The sequence below is a fragment of the Rhizobium sp. NZLR10 genome (assembly GCF_019685125.1).
Lineage (GTDB): Bacteria > Pseudomonadota > Alphaproteobacteria > Rhizobiales > Rhizobiaceae > Rhizobium.
The window spans coordinates 236,687-256,761 of record NZ_JABDWE010000001.1; the positions used below are offsets into that span (position 1 = coordinate 236,687).

The window sequence follows — 20,075 nt, forward strand, 5'->3', positions numbered from 1 at the left end:
TTCAGTGATCGGCCCATTCAATGGCCGGCGCTCTCCATGCGTCGCGTCGCAAGCACACGTTCCAGCCAGCCGATTTCCATTTCCGGCACGGATTTCAAAAGCAGATCGGTGTAGTCGTCGAAGGGCGGTGAAAGCGCTGTCGATTTCGGGCCGAAGCGCACCAGCCTGCCGCGATGCATCACCGCCACGCTGTCGGCGATTGCCCGGACGATCGCGATGTCGTGGGTGATGAAGACATAGGACAGCTGCTCTTCTTCCTGTAGGCGGAGCAGCAGCTTGAGGATACCCTCCGCCACCAGCGGGTCGAGCGCCGAAGTCGGCTCATCGCAGAGGATGAGTTCGGGCTTGGCGGCAAGGGCTCTGGCGATCGCCACGCGCTGCTTCTGTCCACCGGACAGTTCGGCCGGATAGCGATCGATGAAGCCGTTGCTCATCTCGATCTGGTCGAGCAATTCCTTCACCCGGGCGGTTTTCTCAGCACCTCTCAGACCATAATAGAAGGTCAGCGGGCGGCCGATGATGTCACGGACCGTCTGCCGCGGGTTCATCGCCGTATCAGCCATCTGGTAGATCAGCTGAATGCGCCTGAGGTCGTCGTTCGGCCGGCTCTTGAGGTGGGGCATCAGCGGTTTGCCGCCAAAGACGATGCGGCCGCCGCTTGGCGGCAACAGGCCGGTAATGACGCGCGCCAAGGATGATTTGCCCGAACCGGATTCGCCGACGATGGCGAGCGTCTGCCCCTTCGGCACGTGCAGCGAGACATCATGCAGCACCTTGAAGCCGTTGGAATATTCGGCGCTGACATTTTCCACCTTGAGAAGTGCGGCAGACTGGTCGGCGGCCTCCTCGCGATAGGCCTGCCTGACATTGACGAGCGCGCGCGTATACTCTTCCCGCGGCGCCTCGATGATCTGCTGGACGCTGCCATATTCCACCTGCCTGCCGTGGCGCAGCACCATGATGTCGTCGGATATCTGGGCAACGACGGCAAGGTCGTGGGTGATGTAGAGGGCGGCCGTGTGCGTTTCCTCGATGGCATGTTTGATTGCCGCCAGCACGTCGATCTGCGTGGTGACGTCAAGGGCTGTGGTCGGCTCGTCGAAAACGATGAGTTCGGGGTTGGAACAGAGCGCCATCGCCGTCATCGCCCGCTGCAATTGGCCGCCGGAGACCTGATGGGCGAAGCGCTCACCGAAGGTTTCAGGATTGGGAAGGCCCAAGACCCGGAACAGATAAAGCGCCCGTTTGCGCGCCTCCTCCCTGATCATCAACCCATGTTTGAGCGACGCTTCGATCACCTGATCGCCAAGCCGGTGCGCCGGATTGAAGGCGGCGGCGGCCGATTGCGCGACGTAGCAGACCCGGGCGCCACGAATTTTTCGGATGCCGTTCTTGCCGAGTGGCAGGATATCGGCGCCGTCGAGCCGTACCTCGCCGCCGGTGATTTCGGCGCCACCCCGGCCATAGGCCAGCGCCGCAAGGCCGATCGTCGACTTGCCGGCGCCCGATTCACCGATCAGGCCCAGAACCTTGCCCTTCTGCAGGTCGAAGGAAACGCCGTCGACGATCGTCACCCGCTTGGGCGGTTCGCCGGGGGGATAGCTGGTTGCTTCGATCTTCAGATTGCGAACGGAAAGAAGCTCAGGCATCGCCGCGCCCTCCCTTGAGGCTGGATGTACGTTTCAGGAGCCAGTCGACCACGAGGTTGACGCAGACGGCAAGCACGGCGATCGCCGTGCCCGGCACCAGCGCGGCGGAGATGCCGAAGATGATGCCGTCCTTGTTGTCCTTGACCATGCCGCCCCAATCGGCCGCCGGCGGCTGAATGCCGAGGCCGAGGAAGGAAAGCGTCGAGAGGAACAGGATCGAGAAGGCGAAGCGCAGCCCGAACTCGGCAAGCAGAGGCGACAGCGTGTTCGGCAGGATTTCGCGGAAGATGATCCAGAGCCTGCCTTCGCCGCGTAGCTTGGCCGCCTCGACGAATTCCATCACCGCGACATCGAGCGCCACGGCGCGGCCGAGGCGATAAACGCGGGTGGAATCGAGGATCGCCATCACCAGGATCAGGACGATGATGTTCTGCGGCAGGACCGCAAGAACCACCAGCGCAAAGATCAGCGTCGGGATCGACATCATCAGATCGTTGAAGCGCGAGAACACCGTGTCGATGATGCCGCGCGAAACCGCGGCGGTGAAGCTCAGGATGATACCGAGCGAGAAGGAGATGATGGTGGCCGCGGATGAGACCAGCAGTGTCGTGCGCGCGCCGTAGATCAGCCGCGAGAAGATGTCGCGGCCGAGGTTGTCGAGGCCGAAGATATAGTGATCATCCGGCAGTTGCCAGACGTCGCCGACGACCTGCGTCTCGCCATAGGGGGCGAGCCAAGGTGCAAAGAGCGCAAAGATGAAGGCGATGGCGATGCCGGTGATGCCGATCCAGGCGGTGATGGGGATGTCTCTCAATCTCATCGCGGATGCCTCAGCCGGGGATTGGCGACGATCGCGAGGATATCGGCCGTCATATTGAGGAAGATGTAGACCGCCGCGAAGATCAGGCCGCAGGCTTGCACGACCGGCATGTCGCGCACGGTGACCGCATCGACCATATATTGCCCCATGCCGGGATAGACGAAGACCACTTCGACAACGACGACGCCGACGACGAGATAGGCGAGGTTCAGCGCGACGACGTTGATGATCGGCGCCAGCGCATTGGGCGCCGCGTGCTTGACGATCGAGCGGAAGGCGCTGAGGCCTTTCAGCTCGGCGGTCTCCATATAGGCGGAAGACATCACCGAGAGGATGGCGGCCCGCGTCATCCGCATCATGTGGGCGAGCACGACGAGCACCAGGGTGGCCGTCGGTAAGGCGATCGCCTTCAACCGCTCGACGAAGCCCATGCTGTCATAGACCGTCGCCGGAAAGGTGGCGATGCCGAGGTTCACCGCGAAGAAGAGGATGAGCAGATAGCCGATGAAGAATTCCGGCAGCGAGATCGCCGCAAGCGAGATCACATTGATGATCTTGTCCGGCAGCCGGTTGCGGAAATGCACCGAGAACATGCCGAGGCCGACGGCGAGCGGCACTGATATCACCGCGGCGAAACCCGCCAGGAAGAGCGAATTGCCAAGGCGCTTGCCGATCTGCTCGCTCACCGAATTTTTGCTGGCCCAGGATGTGCCGAAGTTCCCTTGAACGGCGTTGCCGAGCCATTCGACGTAGCGCGTCGTGACCGGACGGTTCAGCCCGAGATCCTGACGAATATTGGCGACAGCCTGCGGTGTGGCCGACTGGCCGAGATAGGTGGTGGCAAAATCGCCGGGCAGGGCTTCGAGCCCGCCGAAAATCAGGATGGAAACGGCGAAAAGCAGCACGATGCTGAGCACGAAGCGCTCGAGGATGAGGGCGAGCAGCGGAAAACGCTGCCGGAACCTCAAGCCCGGCAAGATATTGCTCGGGACTGGATTGGTCATGGCGAAGGCCTCTCGTAAAACGTCAGGAGGGACCGCAGGTTTCATCCCGCGGTCCCGGCTTCGTCGGAGATCAAAGGGCGTTGCGCCCCTCAGGCGTCCAGCCAGACGCGGGTTGCGACATAACCGTTCGACATGTCGTTGCCGATGTCGTGGACATAACCCTTCACCTGCTTGGTGGAGGCGTTCACGAAGTCGTTGAACATCGGCAGAATCACCCCGCCTTCGTCGCGCACCATCATCGCCATGGCGCGGTACATGTCCTTGCGCTTGGCTTCATCCAGTTCGGAGCGGGCCTGTAGCAGCAGTTTGTCGAAGTCGGGACGCTTGAACTTGGTGTCGTTCCAATCCGCCGTCGAGAGATAGGCGGTGGAATACATCTGGTCCTGCGTCGGCCGGCCACCCCAGTAGGAGGTCGAGAAGGGCTGGACGTTCCAGACGTTGGTCCAGTAGCCGTCGCCCGGTTCGCGCTTCACCTCGATCTCGATCCCGGCCTTCTTGCAACTTTCCTGATAGAGGACGGCCGCATCGACGCCGCCGGGGAAAGCGACTTCCGAGGTGCGCAAGAGGACCGAGCCGCTATGGCCCGATTTCTTGTAGTGGAAGGCGGCCTTGTCGGGATCGTAAACGCGCTGCTCGATGCCCTCGGGGAATAGCGCATAGGTGCTGTTGATCGGAAAGTCGTTGCCGACCTTGCCGTAACCGCCGAGGATCTTCTGCACCATGGTTTCGCGGTCCATGGCGTATTTGAGGGCCAAGCGCAGGTCGTTATTGTCGAACGGCGCCTTGTCGCAGTGCATGATGAAGACGTAATGGCCGCGGCCGGCGGTCGAGAGGATCTCGACGTTGGGGGCGCGTTTCAAGAGGTTGACCGTCTTCGGGTCGACGCGGTTGATATAGTGCACCTGGCCGGACGACAGGGCCGCGATGCGGGCGGTCGCGTCATTCATGCCGATCACTTCGATCGAATCGACATAACCCCGGTCGCTGCGCCAGTCGTCCTTGTTCTTTTCGAAGGTGGCGCGAACGCCGGCCTCGAAGCTCGTCAGCTTATAGGGACCGGTGCCGATCGAGGCGAGCGGATCGTCGACGCCGCCGTTCGGCTGGATGACCAGATGGTAATCGGACAGCAGCAACGGCATGTCGGCATTGCCTTCGCTCAGCGTCAGCACGAGATTGCCGCCGTCAGCCTTGACCTCCTTGATCGACCCGAGAACACCGAGCGCGCCGGATTCCGACTTTTTATCGGTGTGGCGCTTCAGCGTCGCAACGACGTCGTCGATCGTGAGTTCCTTGCCATCGTGGAACTTGACACCCTTGCGGATCTTGAAGGTCCAGGTCACCGCGTCCTTCGACGGCTCCCAGGATTCGGCGAGCGCCGGTACGGCGGCACCGGTCAGCGGGTCGGATTCGACCAGCATGTCACCCCAGCAGCGGCCGACGCAGAACATGAACTGCGACAGGAATTTCGCCGGATCCTTGGAATCGGTGGCCGCCCCCCCTTCGAGGCCGAGCTTCAGGTGGCCGCCGCGTTTCGGTTCGGCGGCTTCGGCACTCTCGGTGAAGAGCTTGTCGGCGACGGCAAGTGTGATGCCTGCCGCCATGGCGCGTCCCATGAATTCGCGGCGGCTGAGCCCGCCTGCGGTGACGCGGCTTGCGAGAACTTTGGTATAGTCGTTCATTCCCCAGTTCCTTCTTTATTGTGCGTTGACAGAACTTCCGGGCAGATCCGCAGGCGGTTTCCTCTCCGCCTTCGGTGCCCGCATCATGCGGGAAAACATTGCGGTTGCCGCCGCCTCGTTATTGTCCTTTCCAGATAGGGTTTCGCTTCTCGGCGAAGGCCCGCGCGCCTTCCAATTGGTCTTGGCTCGAATAGAGCCTGTCGACCGTTGCAAACTGCCGCTTGGTGACCTTGTTCATGGCAGTCTGGAACGTCGAACCCTCCGCATCGCGCACGATTTCCTTGATGGCCGCATAGACGAGCGGCGGCCCGCTCGCGAGCAGGCGGGCAAGCTCCCAGGCTCTCTCCATCAGCCGCTCGGCCGGCAAGACCTCGTTGACGAAACCCCAGCGATGCGCCTCGTGAACGTCGAGCCAGCGTCCGGTCAAAAGCATGTCCATGGCGATATGGTAGGGAATGCGTTTCGGCAGCTTGATCGAGGCCGCATCGGCAACCGTACCGGAGCGGATTTCCGGCAGCGCGAAGGTCGCATGTTCGGCGGCGATGATCAGGTCGGCTGAGAGCGCGATCTCCAGTCCGCCGCCGCAACAGATGCCGTTGACCGCACAGATGACGGGCTTGTTGAGATCGCGCAGCTCCTGCAGCCCGCCGAAGCCGCCGACGCCATAATCGCCGTCGACCGCATCGCCTGATGCACCCGCCTTGAGGTCCCAGCCGGCGCAAAAGAACTTCTCGCCCGCGCCCGAGACGATGGCGACACGCAATTCAGAATCGTCGCGGAAATCCCGGAAGATCAATCCCAGAGCACGGCTGGTCGCCAGGTCGATGGCGTTCGCCTTCGGCCGGTCGATGACGACTTCGAGGATGCCGCCGTCATGTCGTACGCGAATTTGGTCGCTCAACCTATGCTACCTCCTCCGCCGTATCAGCGCATCGACTGCTGCAACGCCTTGCCCTTCGGGAAGAACCATCAATGGATTAATGTCCAGTTCCTCCAGCCATGCCGCGTTCGTTACGACATAATCTGCCGCTGCTGCGATAGCGACGACCGCGGCGTCGAGATCGCCTTTTGGCCGCCCGCGATAGCCATAGATCAATTTTGCAAGTTTGAGACGAGAAATCGCCGCGTAAATCTCGGTTTTCGTCGCGGGAAGCGGAAGAATGACCGAATCCTCAAGCAATTCAACGAGGATTCCTCCCGCTCCGAGCGTGAGCGACAATCCGAAGACAGGGTCGCGGACGGCGCCGACAATGAGCTCGGCGACCGGCGGATCGATCATCTTCTCGACGAGATAACCGGCATTTAGCGGCATGGCCGCCGCCGCGTTCGAAACCGTTTCAACATCCTTAAGGTTGAGCGCGACAGCCCCGGCCTCGGTCTTGTGAGCGATGCCGAGAGCCTTCAGGACGACGGGAAAACCGAGCCGTTCGGCCTGTTCGCCGGCATCGATCGGCATATCGCCAGCCGCTTCCAGCAGGGCTTGCTGCAGCTCGGCGCCGTCGCCGAGTTCGCCGGTCGCCTCGCTGAAGCCGGAGGCATAACAGACCGCGCCGCCGGCACCGGCCGCAGAAAGGCTGCGCACGATCTCGACGGTCAGCGTCCTGTTGACGCCGACGAAGGCGGCGTCCGGCGCCGACGGCAGATCGGAGACCGAGCGATAGCAGGCCCGTCCAAGCACCTCGTCGAGTTTGGGATGGACGGGCCAGATCTTGCCTGAAAAGCCCATGCGGTCGCACTGCTCGATCACCCTGCGCGCCTCACGGCCGCCGAAGACGGCGATCGTTTGCGGTCTAAGCAGGCGGTCGAGAGGGCTCGCTGTCATCGGCTCATGCTCCCAGAGGCCGAAGCAGGTCGCGGCTGATGATATGCCGCTGGATTTCCGATGTGCCGTCCCAGATGCGCTCGACGCGGGCATCGCGCCAGAAGCGGGCAAGCGGCAGATCGTCCATCAGCCCCATGCCGCCGAAGATCTGGATCGCCTCATCCGTCACCCTCGCCAGCATTTCGGAGGCGTAGAGCTTGGCCGAAGCGATCTGCCGGTCGGCCGACAGGCCGGCATCGAGCCGCCAGGCGGCTGAAAGCGTCAGCCATTCGGCCGCGTCGATCTCGGTGATCATATCGGCGAGCTTGAACGACACGCCCTGATTGGCGCCGATCGGCCTGCCGAACTGTTTGCGCTCGGCGGCATAGGGCAGGGCCATCTCGAAGACACGCCGCGCCCGGCCGACGCAGGTGGCGGCAACCGTCAGCCGCGTGCCGTAAAGCCATTGATTGGCAATATCGAAGCCGCGATGCACCTCGCCCAACACTTGGGCTTCGGGGATGCGGCAATCTGCGAAGTTGAGCGTCGAGTTGTGGTAGCCGCGATGCGAAACGGAATCGTAGCCCTTCAGGATTTCAAACCCCGGCGTGCCGCGGTCCACCAGGAAAGCGGTGATCTTCTTCTTGATGCCCTTCGGCGTTTCCTCTTCGCCCGTCGCGGCAAAGACGATCACGAAATCGGCGACGTCGGCATGGGAGATGAAATGTTTCGTGCCGTTCAAGACGAAATCGCCGCCGTCGCGGCGGGCAGCACACTTCATGCCGCGCATATCAGAGCCGGCGTCCGGCTCGGTGATGGCAAGCGCGTCGATCTTCTCGCCACGCACCGCGGGCAGCAGGTAACGCTCGCGCTGCTCGCCCTCGCAGGCCATCAGAATGCCCGAGGGCCGACCGAAAAAAACCGTCAGCCCGAGCGAGCCGCGCCCGAGCTCGCGCTCGACCAGCGTGAAGGTGACATGGTCGATGCCGGCGCCGCCGACCTCCTCGGGGAAATTGCAGGCGTAGAAGCCGAGATCGACGCATTTGCGCTGGATATCGCGGCCGAGTTCCGGCGGGACGATGCCGGTCCGCTCGACCTCGTTCTCATGCGGATAGATTTCGGTTTCAACGAAGGTGCGGACCGTCTCGACGATCATTTCCTGTTCTTGGCTGAGACCGAAATCCATGTTGATCCTCTAGCGCTTCTGGCCGATGTGGCGGCCGACGCCTTCAGGCAGCGCCAACGCCGCATGGGCGTTCGCGATCGCCTTCGCCTTGTCGAGCAGGGCGGCCGGCGCTGGCACAGCCTTGCCGGCCTTGCTGTCGACGTGCAGCAGCATGTGCTCGGCGGTTGCCAGAGCTTCGTCCGTCGCCGTGTCGTAGAGAGTATGGAAGAGATGCAGCCGCTTTTCGTCGACGGACAGAATCCGGCAGGTCGCATGGATTGCCTGGCCGAGCTTCGCCTCGCCGAGATGACGGATGTGGGTTTCCACCGTGTAATAGCTCTGCCCCGCCTCGACATAAGCGAGATCGACGCCGATGAGGCGCAGCAATGCGTCGGAGGTGTCGCCGAAAACCTGGAGGTAGCGGTGCTCGGTCATATGGCCGTTATAGTCGACCCAGGCGGGGCTGACTTTTGCCTCGATGAGCCGCAGCGGTTTCGATGGGTCGAAAGACGCGGTCGCACCGCCGCCTTCTGCCCAGAGCGATTGCTCGAAATCCTTCAGCAGCTTGCCGGCGCCCCAGCCCTTGCCGCCATCGCCGCCTTTCAGCGCCTGCAGGATGCCGACGAGGTTTTCGTCGCGGATGCGTTCGAGTTCGCGGATCGAGAGACCGGCCGCCTGTTCGTCGGATTGCCGGCCGATCTTTTCGATCAGTGCATCGTCGAGATCGACGACATCGGTGAGCTTGGTCCAGGGCCAGGCAAGGCAGGGACCGAACTGGGCGAGGAAGTGGCGCATCCCGGCCTCGCCGCCGGCGATGCGGTAGGTCTGGAACAGACCCATCTGCGCCCAGCGTAGGCCGAAGGAATAGCGGATGACGTCGTCGAGCGTCTCGACGGTGCAGATATCGTCGTGGATGAGCCACAAGGCCTCGCGCCAGAGTGCTTCGAGCAGCCGGTCGCCGACGAAGGCCTCGATCTCCTTGGCGATATGAACGCCCTTCATGCCGATCGGGACCAGTTTTTCCATCGCCGCATGGATGGTCGCCGCCGAGGTCTTCTCTCCGCCGACGATTTCGACGAGCGGCAGCAGATAGACGGGATTATAAGGGTGAGCGACGAACAGGCGTTCGGGATGCTTCATGTCGCGCTGCAGATCGGTTGGCAGCAGCCCTGACGTGGAAGAGCCGATCAGCGCATCCGGACGCGCTACGGCATCGATCTCGGTCAGCACGCGGCGCTTGAGATCGAGCCTTTCCGGCACACTTTCCTGGATCCAGTCCGCATCTGTGACGGCTTCCTCTAGCGTCTTGGTGAAGCTAAGCCTGCCGCGCGGCGGCAGCGGTGCGCCGGTTAGCATGGCATAGGCTCTTTCGGCATTGGCGATCACCTCGCCGACGATGCGGCCCGCTTCCGGATGCGGGTCGAACACATCAACGTCGATGCCGGCCAGCAGGAAACGGGCGATCCACCCGCCGCCGATGACGCCGCCGCCGATACAAGCCGCCTTGCTGATCCTTGTCATGCCGTCCTCAGCGCTTCGTCAGTTTGAGTTTCTTGCGCACGTCTTCCGGGCCGATGATCCGCGCCCCCATGCCTTCGACCACCTGCACGGCCTTTTCGACGAGCTGCGCATTGGTGGCGAGCTGGCCCTTGCCGACGAAGAGGTTGTCTTCCAGGCCGACGCGCACATTGCCGCCGGCAAGAACCGCTGCCGCCGGGTAGGCCATGGCGTTGCGGCCAATCGAGAAGGCCGAGAAGGTCCAGCTATCGGGCACGTTGTTGACCATCGCCATGAAGGTATTGAGATCGTCGGGCGCGCCCCACGGAATGCCCATGCAGAGCTGGATCAGCACCGGGTCTTCGATGAGGCCTTCCTCGGCAAGCTGTTTGGCGAACCAGAGATGGCCGGTGTCGAAAGCTTCGATCTCCGGCCGCACGCCGAGATCCGTCATCTTCTTCGCCATCGCCCGCAGCATGGCAGGCGTGTTGGTCATGACATAGTCGCCAAGGTTGAAATTCATGGTGCCGCAGTCGAGCGTGCAGATCTCCGGCAGGCATTCGGCGACATGGCTGACGCGCTCGGTGGCCCCTGCCATATCCGTGCCCTTCGGATTGAGGGGAAGGGGGCTTTCGACATCCCCGAAAATCATATCCCCGCCCATGCCGGCGGTGAGATTGAGGACGACGTCGATATCCGCCGAGCGGATGCGGTCGGTGACTTCCCTATAGAGATCGTTGCGGCGGCTGGCGGCCCCCGTTTCAGGATCGCGGACATGGCAGTGAACAACAGCCGCCCCAGCCTTGGCGGCGTCGATCGCGGAGGCGGCGATCTGCTTGGGAGTAATGGGAACATGGCTGGATCTGGAAATCGTATCGCCGGCGCCGGTGACGGCGCAGGTGATGAAAACATCGCGGTTCATCGCAAGAGGCATGTTTTTTTCTCCCCGTCTTACCAACCATTACGCGACAGGATCGGCGGAGATGCTTTGCATTCTCGGAACTCAACGATACATTATCGGAACAACAGGGAGGTGGCCTTGCTGCAGCGATCGACTGAACGGCTTGATATCGACCTTCTCGTCCTGCCGGATGCGAACCTGATCCTGATCGCGTCTGTCATCGAGCCGCTGCGCGGCGCCAACCGCATCGCCGGCAGTGAACTCTATCGCTGGCGGCTGCTGACGCCGGATGGAGCGCCGGTCCCGACCACCAGCGATATCGCCATCCCGGCCCAGGGGATATTCCAGGCGACGCGGGACGAGGCGCCGCTGTTCGTGCTTGCGAGTTATAATTGGCGCCGCAGCGCGACGCCGGCGCTGAAGATGCAGCTGTCGCAGGCCGCCCGCTACCGTACGACAATCGCCGGCATCGAGTCCGGTACCTGGCTGCTGGCCGAGGCAAGCCTGCTCGACGGCCTGTCGGCAACCGTTCACTGGGAAGACTATGAGGATTTTGCGCTGGCCTATCCTGAGGTGCGGGCCGTCAAGGATCGTTTCGTCATCGACGGCAAGCGGCTGACGACATCGGGATCGCTTCCGACCGTCGATCTGATGCTGGAGGTGATCAGGCAACGGCAAGGCTATTCGCTGGCGCTCGAAGTCAGCCGGCTGTTCCGCTACGAGCATCCGTCTTTCCATGCGGACGAGCCGCTTGCCGCGGCCTCGGCGGGACTGCGCATGCAGGATTCCCGCGTGACGCAGGCGGTGCGGCTGATGGAGGAGCATATCGAGCAACCATTGGTGCTCGCGCGGCTTGCCCGCAGGGTGGGCATCAGCGCCCGGCATCTGCAGGATCTTTTCCAGCAGAGCATCGGCGCACCGCCGCATGTGCATTATTTGGCGCTACGCCTGAACGCAGCGCGCCGCAAGGTGATCGAGACGACAGCCTCCTTCGCCGACATCGCCGCAGCGACCGGCTTCAATTCGGCTTCGGCCTTTGCGAGAAGCTACCGGGCGAGTTTCTCCGAGAGCCCCTCCGAGACGAGGCGCCGACTGCGCCGCCGCATCACACCATCGCCGGCGCCGCCATAGGCTGGAAGGCTTCGCGCACCATTTCGGCAAGCTCCCGTACGGCTTCGCTGGAACGGAAAGTGCTCCGGCGAAGCACGACCTTCGAGGAATCGACCGGCGGAAAACCGTCTTCGGCGGTCAGCTCCCGGCAGCCGAGCGGGATGCTGCTGCGGGAAAGCGTCGTGACGGCAAGGCCCGCGGTCACGGCATTCTTCAGCCCCGAGCCGGTATCGGCGATGAAGGCGATCCGGTAGTTGCGGCCGATCTGCTCCAGCGACCGGAGCGCAAAATCGCGTGACCACGTGGAGTTGCGATAGGTCGCAACGGGCAGCGGATCGATGTCGTGCAGCCGGTGAACCATCGATGTGACCCAGACTGTCGGATCGACGCAGAGGACTTCGCCTTTGTTCTGGTCGCTCCAGTCGAAAACGACGGCGAGATCGAGTTCGTCCCGTTCCAGGGCGGCAAGGTTGCGGACCGTGTAGTCGCAGGACACCGTGACCTCGACCGCAGGATGGCGCACGGCAAAAGCCGCAAGGGCGGCCGGCAGCACCGTCTGGCTGTATTCCTCGGGAATTCCGATGCGCACCGGCCCGTCGAGAGGCTTGCTGCGGATCGTCGCGGCGGCCTCGTTCAGGAGATCGATCACCCTGCGGGCATAAGGCACCAGTTGCATGCCCTGGCGAGTGAGCAGCACGCCGCGGGCGCCGCGTTCGAAAAGACTTTCGCCGATCGCCTCCTCGAGCCTCTTGACCTGGGTGCTGACGGCCGATTGCGTCCGCCCGATGCGCTGGGCAGCAACGGAGAAGTTCGACGTCTCGGCGACGACCAGGAAGGTTCTCAACAGGTCGCTTTCGATCGGCTGGTGCATTGCTAGCCATAGAAAAAATCGATGATTGCCATCTCTACTATTCGTTTGTCGAATGTCAATTCTCGGCGCAGAACAGGATCGCGTTCGACTTCCTTCTTTGAGACCATCTGCGTGACCATTGAAAATCCGACCACACGCCTCGCAGGCAGCGAGCACGAGAAGGGTGTGCTTCTCATCGTTGCCGCGACGCTCGCCTGGAGTGCGAGCGGCGTTTACGCGCGGCTCCTGACCACCGACGTATGGACGGCGATCGCCTGGCGGTCGTTGTTCGGCGGCCTGTTTCTGCTGATCCCCTGCCTTTTCCTCGAAGGGGGCATCTCGCGGCGGCAATGGCGTTCCGTTTTCCATCCCTCGGGACTTGCGATGATCGCGTGCCAGACCTTCAGTCAGGGCTGCTTCATCGGGGCGCTCTATATGACCACCGTCGCCAATGTGACGATGATCTATGCTACGACGCCGTTCATCGCAGCCTTGTTCGGCTGGCTCATCCTCAAGGAGAGGGTCGCCAGGCGGACGCTGATTGCCGGCGGCGTCTCGCTCTTCGGCGTTGCGGTCATCGTCGCCTCGTCGATCGGCGGGGGCACCGGCTGGGGCGACCTGCTGGCGCTCGGCATGACCGCGTCGTTTGCGCTTGTTATCATCATTCCGCGTATCAATCCCGGCGTGCCGAGCCTGCCGCCGACTGTCGTCAGCGCTTTTCTGACCCTCGTCATCTTCGCGCCGTTCGGTTCGGTCGGCTCACTCGACCTGCACAACTGGATCGTCCTTGCCGCCTTCGGCGCGACTAACTTCTCCCTCGCGCTGGTGCTATTCCTTGCCGGCGCGAAGCGGATGCCGCCGGCCGAGGCAGCGCTGATCGGCACGATGGAAATCGTGCTGACGCCCTTCTGGGTCTGGCTGCTGTTTTCGGAGCAGCCGCCAGTCGCCACCTATTTCGGCGGGGCGATCATCCTCGGCGCCGTGTTCTGGCACACGGCGATCGACTTCAACCTGGGCCGGTGGTCACGTGACTAGATGTCAGGTGGCCGCAACACGAGACGCCACGCAACGAGGCGTGCCAAAACGATAGGTTGACCATTCACAACCAGCAGACAGCGCGTAGCGCTACTGGCCGCTAGCCAAAGAACGCACGGAGCTGAGCGAAAAAACCGCCTGGACTGCGATCTGCCATCTTTCGCACGCGACGAGCGACTGTCGCCGCGCTGACGCGTTCACCAAAATGGCAGAAGCAGACAACATCGTGCAACTGCTCGTCGCTGAGTTCGAAGAACCGTCTGGCCTCTCCATAGCTGTCATTTTCCATTCCTGCCGCCCGCAGGATGGGATCAGCGAATGCAACAGAGATCGGGGTGTCGTCATCCCGCAAGGCAAACCGATCTGCGATCGGCTGATATTCGGTTTCGTGAAGCGTTCTAAGATACGGTCTGGGGCTGCGTTCGAGACATTCAGCCCAGCGTTCAATGCGTTCGCGCCGCGTTAGTTCAAGGCGCTTACAGGTCGTGCTGACCTTTGCAACTGCTTTCAGTTGCTCCAGTGCATACTGTTCCATTCCGGCCTCCTATCTTCGCAAAAATAGATGGTCCGCTCCCAACAATAGCGTGGCTCAGGTCGAAGCCGATGTCCAATCACGATTGAAAACGTCATCTGCGCGGGCCGAGGAGATGTGATCACAGCGCGACAGCCAATTAGCCAAATCAGGCTCCAGAGCACAAACTGAGGCTCGACAGTGGGCGACATCATGCTCAAACTATTTGATCAGAGGCCTACGATCAAATTTCTGAAGCGATCCGGAAAACCGCCCTATTCGAGGGGCCAACTTATCCGCTGGAGCGGCATGCCGCCGCGGCTTCGCCGACGTCGTCTTTGAATTGCACCCATGTCGTTTTTTTGGGCGCTGTTTTCCGCCGGGCGTGGTTTTCTTGTGGTATTCAAGGCGCCGCCTTGCAAGCTGGCGACATGAACCATTGAAAGGCCGGTCCGGCCGCTCGGCAGCTGTTATAAGAACTGAATCCGCAAGGAGATCGCCGGAGAGAGTTCCGGAAGGATATCGAGATGGATCGAAGGAGGTTCTGGAGCCCGAAACTGGCGCTTACGCAGCAGATCGGCGATGACGAGCGGAACGACAGGCAAGACCTATCGTGTTTACTCTCTCCCTCCATCCAATCTGTCCATTCGTGAAATTCGAATATCGCCCGATGCGGCGATATCCGGCGCGTTGTGAATACCGGGCTGCAGAGGAGGCAGGCCGAAGGAAAGGTTGCCATCGACTGCATCGGTTGCAGCTCGAGGCATCAACAAGTGGGAGGAATCCATGAGCAAGAATAGAGGCGTCGTTTATTTGCGGCCGGGCAAGGTCGAGGTTCGCGATCTCGACGATCCGAAACTGGAAGCGCCCGATGGCCGCCGCATCGAACACGGCGTCATTCTGAAGGTAATATCGACCAACATTTGCGGCTCCGACCAGCACATGGTCCGTGGCCGTACCACGGCAATGCCGGGTCTGGTCCTCGGCCACGAGATCACCGGCGAGATCATCGAGAAAGGCATCGACGTCGAGATGCTCGACATCGGCGATATCGTCTCGGTACCCTTCAATGTCGCCTGCGGCCGTTGCCGCTGCTGCAAGTCCCAGGATACCGGTGTCTGCCTCACCGTAAACCCGTCCCGCGCCGGTGGCGCTTATGGTTATGTCGACATGGGCGGCTGGATCGGCGGACAGGCGCGCTACGTCACCATCCCCTATGCGGATTTCAACCTGCTGAAAATCCCCGATCGGGACAAGGCGATGGCGAAGATCCGCGATCTCACCATGCTCTCCGATATTCTGCCCACCGGTTTCCATGGCGCAGTGCGCGCCGGTGTCGGGGTCGGCTCGACCGTCTACGTCGCTGGCGCCGGCCCTGTCGGCCTTGCGGCTGCGGCTTCGGCACGCATCCTCGGCGCCGCGGTCGTCATGATCGGTGACTTCAACAAGGATCGTCTGGCGCATGCGGCGAGGGTCGGTTTCGAACCGATCGATCTCTCCAAGAGCGACCGTCTTGGCGACATGATCGCCCAGGTCGTCGGCAGCAACGAGGTGGATAGCGCCATCGATGCGGTCGGCTTCGAGGCACGCGGCCATTCGGGCGGCGAACAGCCTGCGATCGTGCTCAACCAGATGATGGAGATTACCCGAGCCGCAGGCTCGATCGGTATTCCCGGCCTCTACGTCACCGAGGATCCGGGCGCCGTCGACAATGCCGCCAAACACGGCAATCTTGCGCTCCGCTTCGGTCTCGGCTGGGCCAAGGCGCAATCTTTCCACACCGGCCAGACGCCGGTGCTCAAATACAATCGTCAGCTCATGCAGGCGATCCTCCACGACCGGCTGCCCATTGCCGATATCGTCAATGCCAAGGTCATCCCGCTCGACGATGCCGCCGCTGGATATGAGAGCTTCGACCATGGAGCCGCGATGAAATATGTCCTCGATCCGCATGGAGACGTCGCGAAAGCCGCATAGCGGCACGATCGAAGATAGCCCTGATGGGATGGTCGGCCGCAAACCGGCCATCCTTCATTTATCAAGCATTTACTGCGAAACTACTGGATGCTGAACGGGAAATATTTTGCGTTGATCATGTCATAGGTCCCGTCCGCCTTGATGCTCTTCAACGCTTCGTTCAAGCGCGTAAGACGTTCCTTGTCATCCAGGCGCAACGCGATGCCGGCACCTTCACCGAAGTATGTGACGTCGACCAGATCCGGTCCTTTGAACTCGCAGCAGGTTCCAGCCTTCGTATTGGCGATCCAGTCGTAGATGGCGAGTTTGTCTTCCAGAATGATATCGACACTGCCGTCCGACAGCCCCTTGTACAATTCAGGCGAAGACCGAAAGACCTTCTTTTTCATCTCCGGATAGAGATGGTTGGCGTAGGATTCCTGCGCTGTCGACGACGTCACCCCGAGAATCTTGCCGCTGAGGGCGGCGGGGCTGACATCGCTGATCGGCGAATCTTTCCGAGCGATGAACACGGACGGGCTGTTGTAGTATTTTTCAGTGAAAGCAACCTTTTGACGCCGCTCGAGGCTCATCGACATGGATGAGATGATCGCGTCGTATTTATCGGCAACGAGATCGGGAATTATGTCGTCCCACTTCTCGATGATGAACTGGCATTCGAACTTGCCGACCTCGCAAAGGGCGTTGGCAACATCGATGTCGAAGCCTTGAAGCTTGTTGTTTGCATCGACGTAATTAAAGGGCGGAAATGCCCCTTCGACGGCAATCCTCATCGGCGTACGATCTTGCGCGGTCGCCTGGATTGGCGCGGCCGCGATCAATAACATACCCAAGCCCCCCGCAATCAGTGCTCCGCGCAACATAGTCTGAAGGGATATGCGCAGCATCGGGAGCTCCTTGGGGCGTATTCGATCTCGCCCATAATGCGCCGTAGCTTTTAATTCTACGTGAACGCTTCTTTGTTAGCGTCGGCGAATACGCCCGTGTCGTGGTGTCCAGGGGTCTAGGCTTGCAAATCGTTGTTCCTTCCAGCTCCAATACGTTTCAGCAATCCTGGATCGCCTCGGGAAGAATTCTCTTTCTGATCGCCGTCAGCGGCCTTGGAGCGATTGGACTTGTCGTGCTTTCGGCGCTGTGGGCAGGAACCGAGAGTGACGCTGCCGCCCTTGATCGCCAACGCCAGCTTGTAAATGCGCGCCTGCGCGAACAGGTCGATCAGGTCGCGCATGTTATCGGTCAGTTCGGCAATGGCTACCTCACACGTGTTTATCCTGCCGCCCGATCAACCGGAGGCTCCTCAAGCCTCGAGGCAGTACTGACGGCGGCGGCCGGAAGTGCGATCAGCCAGACCGCAATGTCCGCCTTCGGCTACGACCAGGCTTTCGTCGTCGACGAGAAGGCTCAACTGCTCATGCTGGCGGACGCCCAGACGGAAAAGCGTTATCGCTGGATGAAGCCTCTCTTTTTGCCTCTCCTTCAGGATGCCCGCCTTGGGGTGAGACAAGGGACGGTTTCCGAACGAACGCCGTCCTCGATGGAAAGCCGCCTTGCGAACGCAACCCGCTCCAACCGTGCCTTGGCCAATCTGATGCGGCTGGAAGGCCGGCCGACGATCGTCGGCGTCGTCGCCATCAACGAGGCCGACCAGGGACAGCAGCAGCCGACGCGGCAATTCCTGATCGTCGTTCGGTTTATCGATGGTGCGGCGCTGGACGAATTGAGCCGGCAACAAGGTCTCAACGGCGCGCGCTTCGCGCGCACCGCCGATGCGGACGAAAACGAGGTTGCGTTTCAGATCGACGCCACGGCAAACGGCGAACCGATCGGCTTCATCGTCTGGCGGCCCGATCTTCCGGGTTCAAGAGTGATCGGCCGCTTGATGCCGGCGCTTTCGATTGCCGCCCTGGTGATCGCCATCCTGTTCTCGGTCCTGCTGGTGCGCCTGCGAAGCAGTCTCGGCGAATTGAAGAAAAGCGAGCTGCATGCACGGCAGCTTGCCCTGCATGATGTGCTGACCGACCTTCCCAATCGCGCCTTGTTCGCCATCCGGTTCGACGAGTGCCTGGCCGAGACAAAAAATTCGGCCGAGCGCTCGGCAGTTGCGCTTCTCGACCTCGACCGCTTCAAAGCCGTGAACGACACGTTCGGCCATGCGGCCGGCGATGAACTCATCAGGATGGCTGCGGAGCGGATCCGCTCCATACTGCGTCCAGGCGACACGCTTGCCCGGCTCGGAGGGGACGAATTTGCCCTGCTTCTCCGGGACATCAAAGACCATGATCAAGTTTTGCCGGCAATCTGCGAAGCGATCGTTGCCGAACTTGGCAAGCCCTTCCCGCTTTTGCGAGGCGAGGCGGTCGCCCGCGTCGGCGGCTCGATCGGCGTAACCGTTGTTCCGGATGCCGGCCGGAATGCCGACGACATCATGCGCTACGCCGACGTCGCGCTTTACGAGGCCAAGATGGGCGGGAGAGGTCAATGGCGCGTCTATTCGCCGTCCATGGACGGCGGCAGGAATGCGCGCGACATTCTCAAAAACGAATTGCGCGAAGTTCTGGCTAAAAGCATGGCCTCATCCGGCGACGGTCCACGCTCAGATCCGGCTGCAAACAGGCCGGATTTCGGATCGCTCGAGGTCTATTACCAAACCGTGCATCGTGCCGAGGGCGGATACTCGGCGTCGGGCGCGGAAGCTCTGGTGCGCTGGCGTCACAGTCAGCGTGGACTGTTGACGCCTGCCAGCTTCATCCCTGTCGCCGAGGAGGGTGGTCTCATCGACGCTCTCGGTTTCTGGGTATTGCGCGAAGCCTGCCGAGCCGCCTGCAAATGGCCTGAAGATACGTTCGTTGCCGTCAATGTATCTCCCGCCCAGTTAAGAAGACCGAATTTTGCCGAGGAAGTCTTCGCCGTGCTTCAGGAGAGCGGGCTGCTGCCATCCCGGCTCGAACTCGAGCTCACCGAATCCTCGCTCATCGAGGATAACTCGGACGTCTATTCGGTGCTGAAGTCGCTGCGCAGTCGGGGTATTCAGATTTCGCTCGACGATTTCGGGACCGGATTTTCATGCCTCAGCCACCTGATGCGCTTCGATATCGACCGCATCAAGATCGATCGTTCCTTCGTCTCGCTGCTCGGCACAAAAGCCAACGGGGCAGCTATCATTGGCGCTATCGTCGCGCTCAGCCGCAACCTCGGGATCTCGACGACGGCGGAAGGGGTTGAAACCGAATATCAACGCGACTTTCTGGCCGCCCTCGGCTGCACCGACCTCCAAGGCTACTTCTTCTCCAAACCAGTTCCTCTTCGTGAACTCGATTGTTTCCGGGAACCTGAAAGCACCACTCGATTACTGACGATCGCTCCGGGCGCCGTTGCCTGAAAGGCTTCTGCTCTTCCGCTGGTTAGAGGAACTTTCGCCCAGCGCGGCGGTTGACGCCTGAAAACCGAATGGAGGATGTGATGGGCGAGGTCGGGGAGTGGCGGCATCTTTGTGTCGACATGCAGCGGATGTTTGCCGAGGACACGCCGTGGCACGTTCCCTGGATGGCACGGGTCTCTCCCCAGATCGAAGAGCTGGCCGGGCGGCACCCTTCCCGAACGATCTTTACCCGTTTCGTGCCACCCGCACATGCCGACGACATGACGGGAAAATGGAGGGATTATTACCAGAAATGGTGGATGATGACGGGCGAACATCTTCCCCGCAGCTTCATCGATCTCGCCTCATCGCTGGCGTCGCTGGTTCCGCCGGCAAGGCACTTCGACAAACGCACCTATTCCCCTTGGATCGACGGGCGTCTTCATCCGATCCTTCAGTCGGAGCGGGTCGATACCCTCGTCATCACCGGCGGTGAAACGGACGTCTGCGTGCTTGCCACGACACTCGGCGCCATCGATCTCGCCTATCGAGTCATCGTGCTGAAGGATGCCGTCTGCAGTGGCGCCGACGATACGCATGACGCCTCACTGGAACTCCTGCACGATCGGTTTTCCGTGCAGCTTGAACTCATGGAGACCGAGGAGTTTTTGAGAGGCGTTGCTTAAAAGCGCGTCGCACCCAGCGTCACGCCGCTTGC

At 61.5% G+C, this 20,075-nt stretch carries 17 protein-coding genes; 5 read left to right on the forward strand and 12 right to left on the reverse strand.

Annotation, left to right across the window (positions count from 1 at the left end; all coding sequences use genetic code 11):
- Positions 1-17 precede the first annotated feature (17 nt).
- The 9 genes from HJB82_RS01105 to HJB82_RS01145 all read right to left on the reverse strand — a co-directional run bounded on the left by HJB82_RS01105 (position 18) and on the right by HJB82_RS01145 (position 10,549).
- Positions 18-1,649 carry an ABC transporter ATP-binding protein gene (locus HJB82_RS01105; RefSeq protein WP_221114921.1) on the reverse strand — a complete coding sequence of 544 codons (1,632 nt, stop codon included), beginning with the start codon at positions 1,647-1,649 and terminating at the stop codon, positions 18-20.
- Complete coding sequence (locus HJB82_RS01110) at positions 1,642-2,469, reverse strand: ABC transporter permease (RefSeq protein WP_207584979.1); 828 nt, start codon at positions 2,467-2,469, stop codon at positions 1,642-1,644. The genes HJB82_RS01105 and HJB82_RS01110 overlap by 8 nt, the downstream gene beginning before the upstream one ends.
- Complete coding sequence (locus HJB82_RS01115; RefSeq protein WP_207584978.1) at positions 2,466-3,473, reverse strand: ABC transporter permease; 1,008 nt, start codon at positions 3,471-3,473, stop codon at positions 2,466-2,468. The genes HJB82_RS01110 and HJB82_RS01115 overlap by 4 nt, the downstream gene beginning before the upstream one ends.
- A gap of 89 nt (positions 3,474-3,562) precedes the next feature.
- On the reverse strand, positions 3,563-5,152 hold the full coding sequence (locus tag HJB82_RS01120; protein WP_221131358.1) for an ABC transporter substrate-binding protein: 1,590 nt from the start codon (positions 5,150-5,152) through the stop codon (positions 3,563-3,565).
- Positions 5,153-5,270: 118 nt separating this feature from the next.
- Positions 5,271-6,053 carry a carnitinyl-CoA dehydratase gene (locus HJB82_RS01125; protein WP_221114923.1) on the reverse strand — a complete coding sequence of 261 codons (783 nt, stop codon included), beginning with the start codon at positions 6,051-6,053 and terminating at the stop codon, positions 5,271-5,273.
- Positions 6,054-6,059: 6 nt separating this feature from the next.
- Positions 6,060-7,067 (reverse strand): acetate--CoA ligase family protein, encoded by a 1,008-nt coding sequence (locus HJB82_RS01130; protein WP_409201844.1) that lies wholly within the window; start codon positions 7,065-7,067, stop codon positions 6,060-6,062.
- Entirely contained in the window at positions 6,979-8,139 is a 1,161-nt protein-coding gene (locus HJB82_RS01135; protein WP_207584974.1) for an acyl-CoA dehydrogenase family protein, read from the reverse strand. The genes HJB82_RS01130 and HJB82_RS01135 overlap by 89 nt, the downstream gene beginning before the upstream one ends.
- A 9-nt stretch (positions 8,140-8,148) precedes the next feature.
- Positions 8,149-9,639 (reverse strand): carnitine 3-dehydrogenase, encoded by a 1,491-nt coding sequence (locus tag HJB82_RS01140; RefSeq protein ID WP_221114926.1) that lies wholly within the window; start codon positions 9,637-9,639, stop codon positions 8,149-8,151.
- A gap of 7 nt (positions 9,640-9,646) precedes the next feature.
- Positions 9,647-10,549 carry a 3-keto-5-aminohexanoate cleavage protein gene (locus tag HJB82_RS01145; protein WP_207584972.1) on the reverse strand — a complete coding sequence of 301 codons (903 nt, stop codon included), beginning with the start codon at positions 10,547-10,549 and terminating at the stop codon, positions 9,647-9,649.
- Positions 10,550-10,654: 105 nt separating this feature from the next.
- Between HJB82_RS01145 and HJB82_RS01150 the strand changes: the two genes are divergently transcribed.
- Entirely contained in the window at positions 10,655-11,647 is a 993-nt protein-coding gene (locus tag HJB82_RS01150; protein WP_221114928.1) for a GlxA family transcriptional regulator, read from the forward strand.
- On the opposite strand, the gene HJB82_RS01155 is transcribed toward HJB82_RS01150, so the two are convergent.
- Positions 11,622-12,497: a LysR substrate-binding domain-containing protein gene (locus HJB82_RS01155; RefSeq protein WP_207584970.1), complete on the reverse strand. Its 876-nt coding sequence runs from the start codon at positions 12,495-12,497 to the stop codon at positions 11,622-11,624. The two genes, HJB82_RS01150 and HJB82_RS01155, sit on opposite strands and share 26 nt — an antisense overlap.
- Positions 12,498-12,608: 111 nt before the next feature.
- Between HJB82_RS01155 and HJB82_RS01160 the strand changes: the two genes are divergently transcribed.
- The gene (locus HJB82_RS01160; protein ID WP_207584969.1) at positions 12,609-13,511 is read left to right on the forward strand and encodes a DMT family transporter; all 903 of its coding nucleotides are present in this window, start codon (positions 12,609-12,611) and stop codon (positions 13,509-13,511) included.
- Between the two features lie 100 nt (positions 13,512-13,611).
- Here the strand turns inward: HJB82_RS01160 and HJB82_RS01165 are convergent, their stop codons facing one another.
- Complete coding sequence (locus HJB82_RS01165) at positions 13,612-14,046, reverse strand: hypothetical protein (RefSeq protein WP_207584968.1); 435 nt, start codon at positions 14,044-14,046, stop codon at positions 13,612-13,614.
- Positions 14,047-14,808: 762 nt separating this feature from the next.
- Between HJB82_RS01165 and fdhA the strand changes: the two genes are divergently transcribed.
- Positions 14,809-15,999: a formaldehyde dehydrogenase, glutathione-independent gene (gene fdhA / locus HJB82_RS01170; protein WP_207584967.1), complete on the forward strand. Its 1,191-nt coding sequence runs from the start codon at positions 14,809-14,811 to the stop codon at positions 15,997-15,999.
- 80 nt (positions 16,000-16,079) lie between these two features.
- Here the strand turns inward: fdhA and HJB82_RS01175 are convergent, their stop codons facing one another.
- Positions 16,080-16,886, reverse strand: coding sequence for a transporter substrate-binding domain-containing protein (locus HJB82_RS01175; RefSeq protein WP_207584966.1), 807 nt, complete (start codon positions 16,884-16,886; stop codon positions 16,080-16,082).
- Between the two features lie 101 nt (positions 16,887-16,987).
- On the opposite strand from HJB82_RS01175, the gene HJB82_RS01180 reads away from it, so the two are divergent.
- Both HJB82_RS01180 and HJB82_RS01185 read left to right on the forward strand, forming a co-directional pair.
- The gene (locus HJB82_RS01180; protein WP_221139418.1) at positions 16,988-19,378 is read left to right on the forward strand and encodes an EAL domain-containing protein; all 2,391 of its coding nucleotides are present in this window, start codon (positions 16,988-16,990) and stop codon (positions 19,376-19,378) included.
- An 80-nt stretch (positions 19,379-19,458) separates the two neighbouring features.
- On the forward strand, positions 19,459-20,043 hold the full coding sequence (locus tag HJB82_RS01185; protein ID WP_207584964.1) for a cysteine hydrolase family protein: 585 nt from the start codon (positions 19,459-19,461) through the stop codon (positions 20,041-20,043).
- Positions 20,044-20,075: the final 32 nt, after the last annotated feature.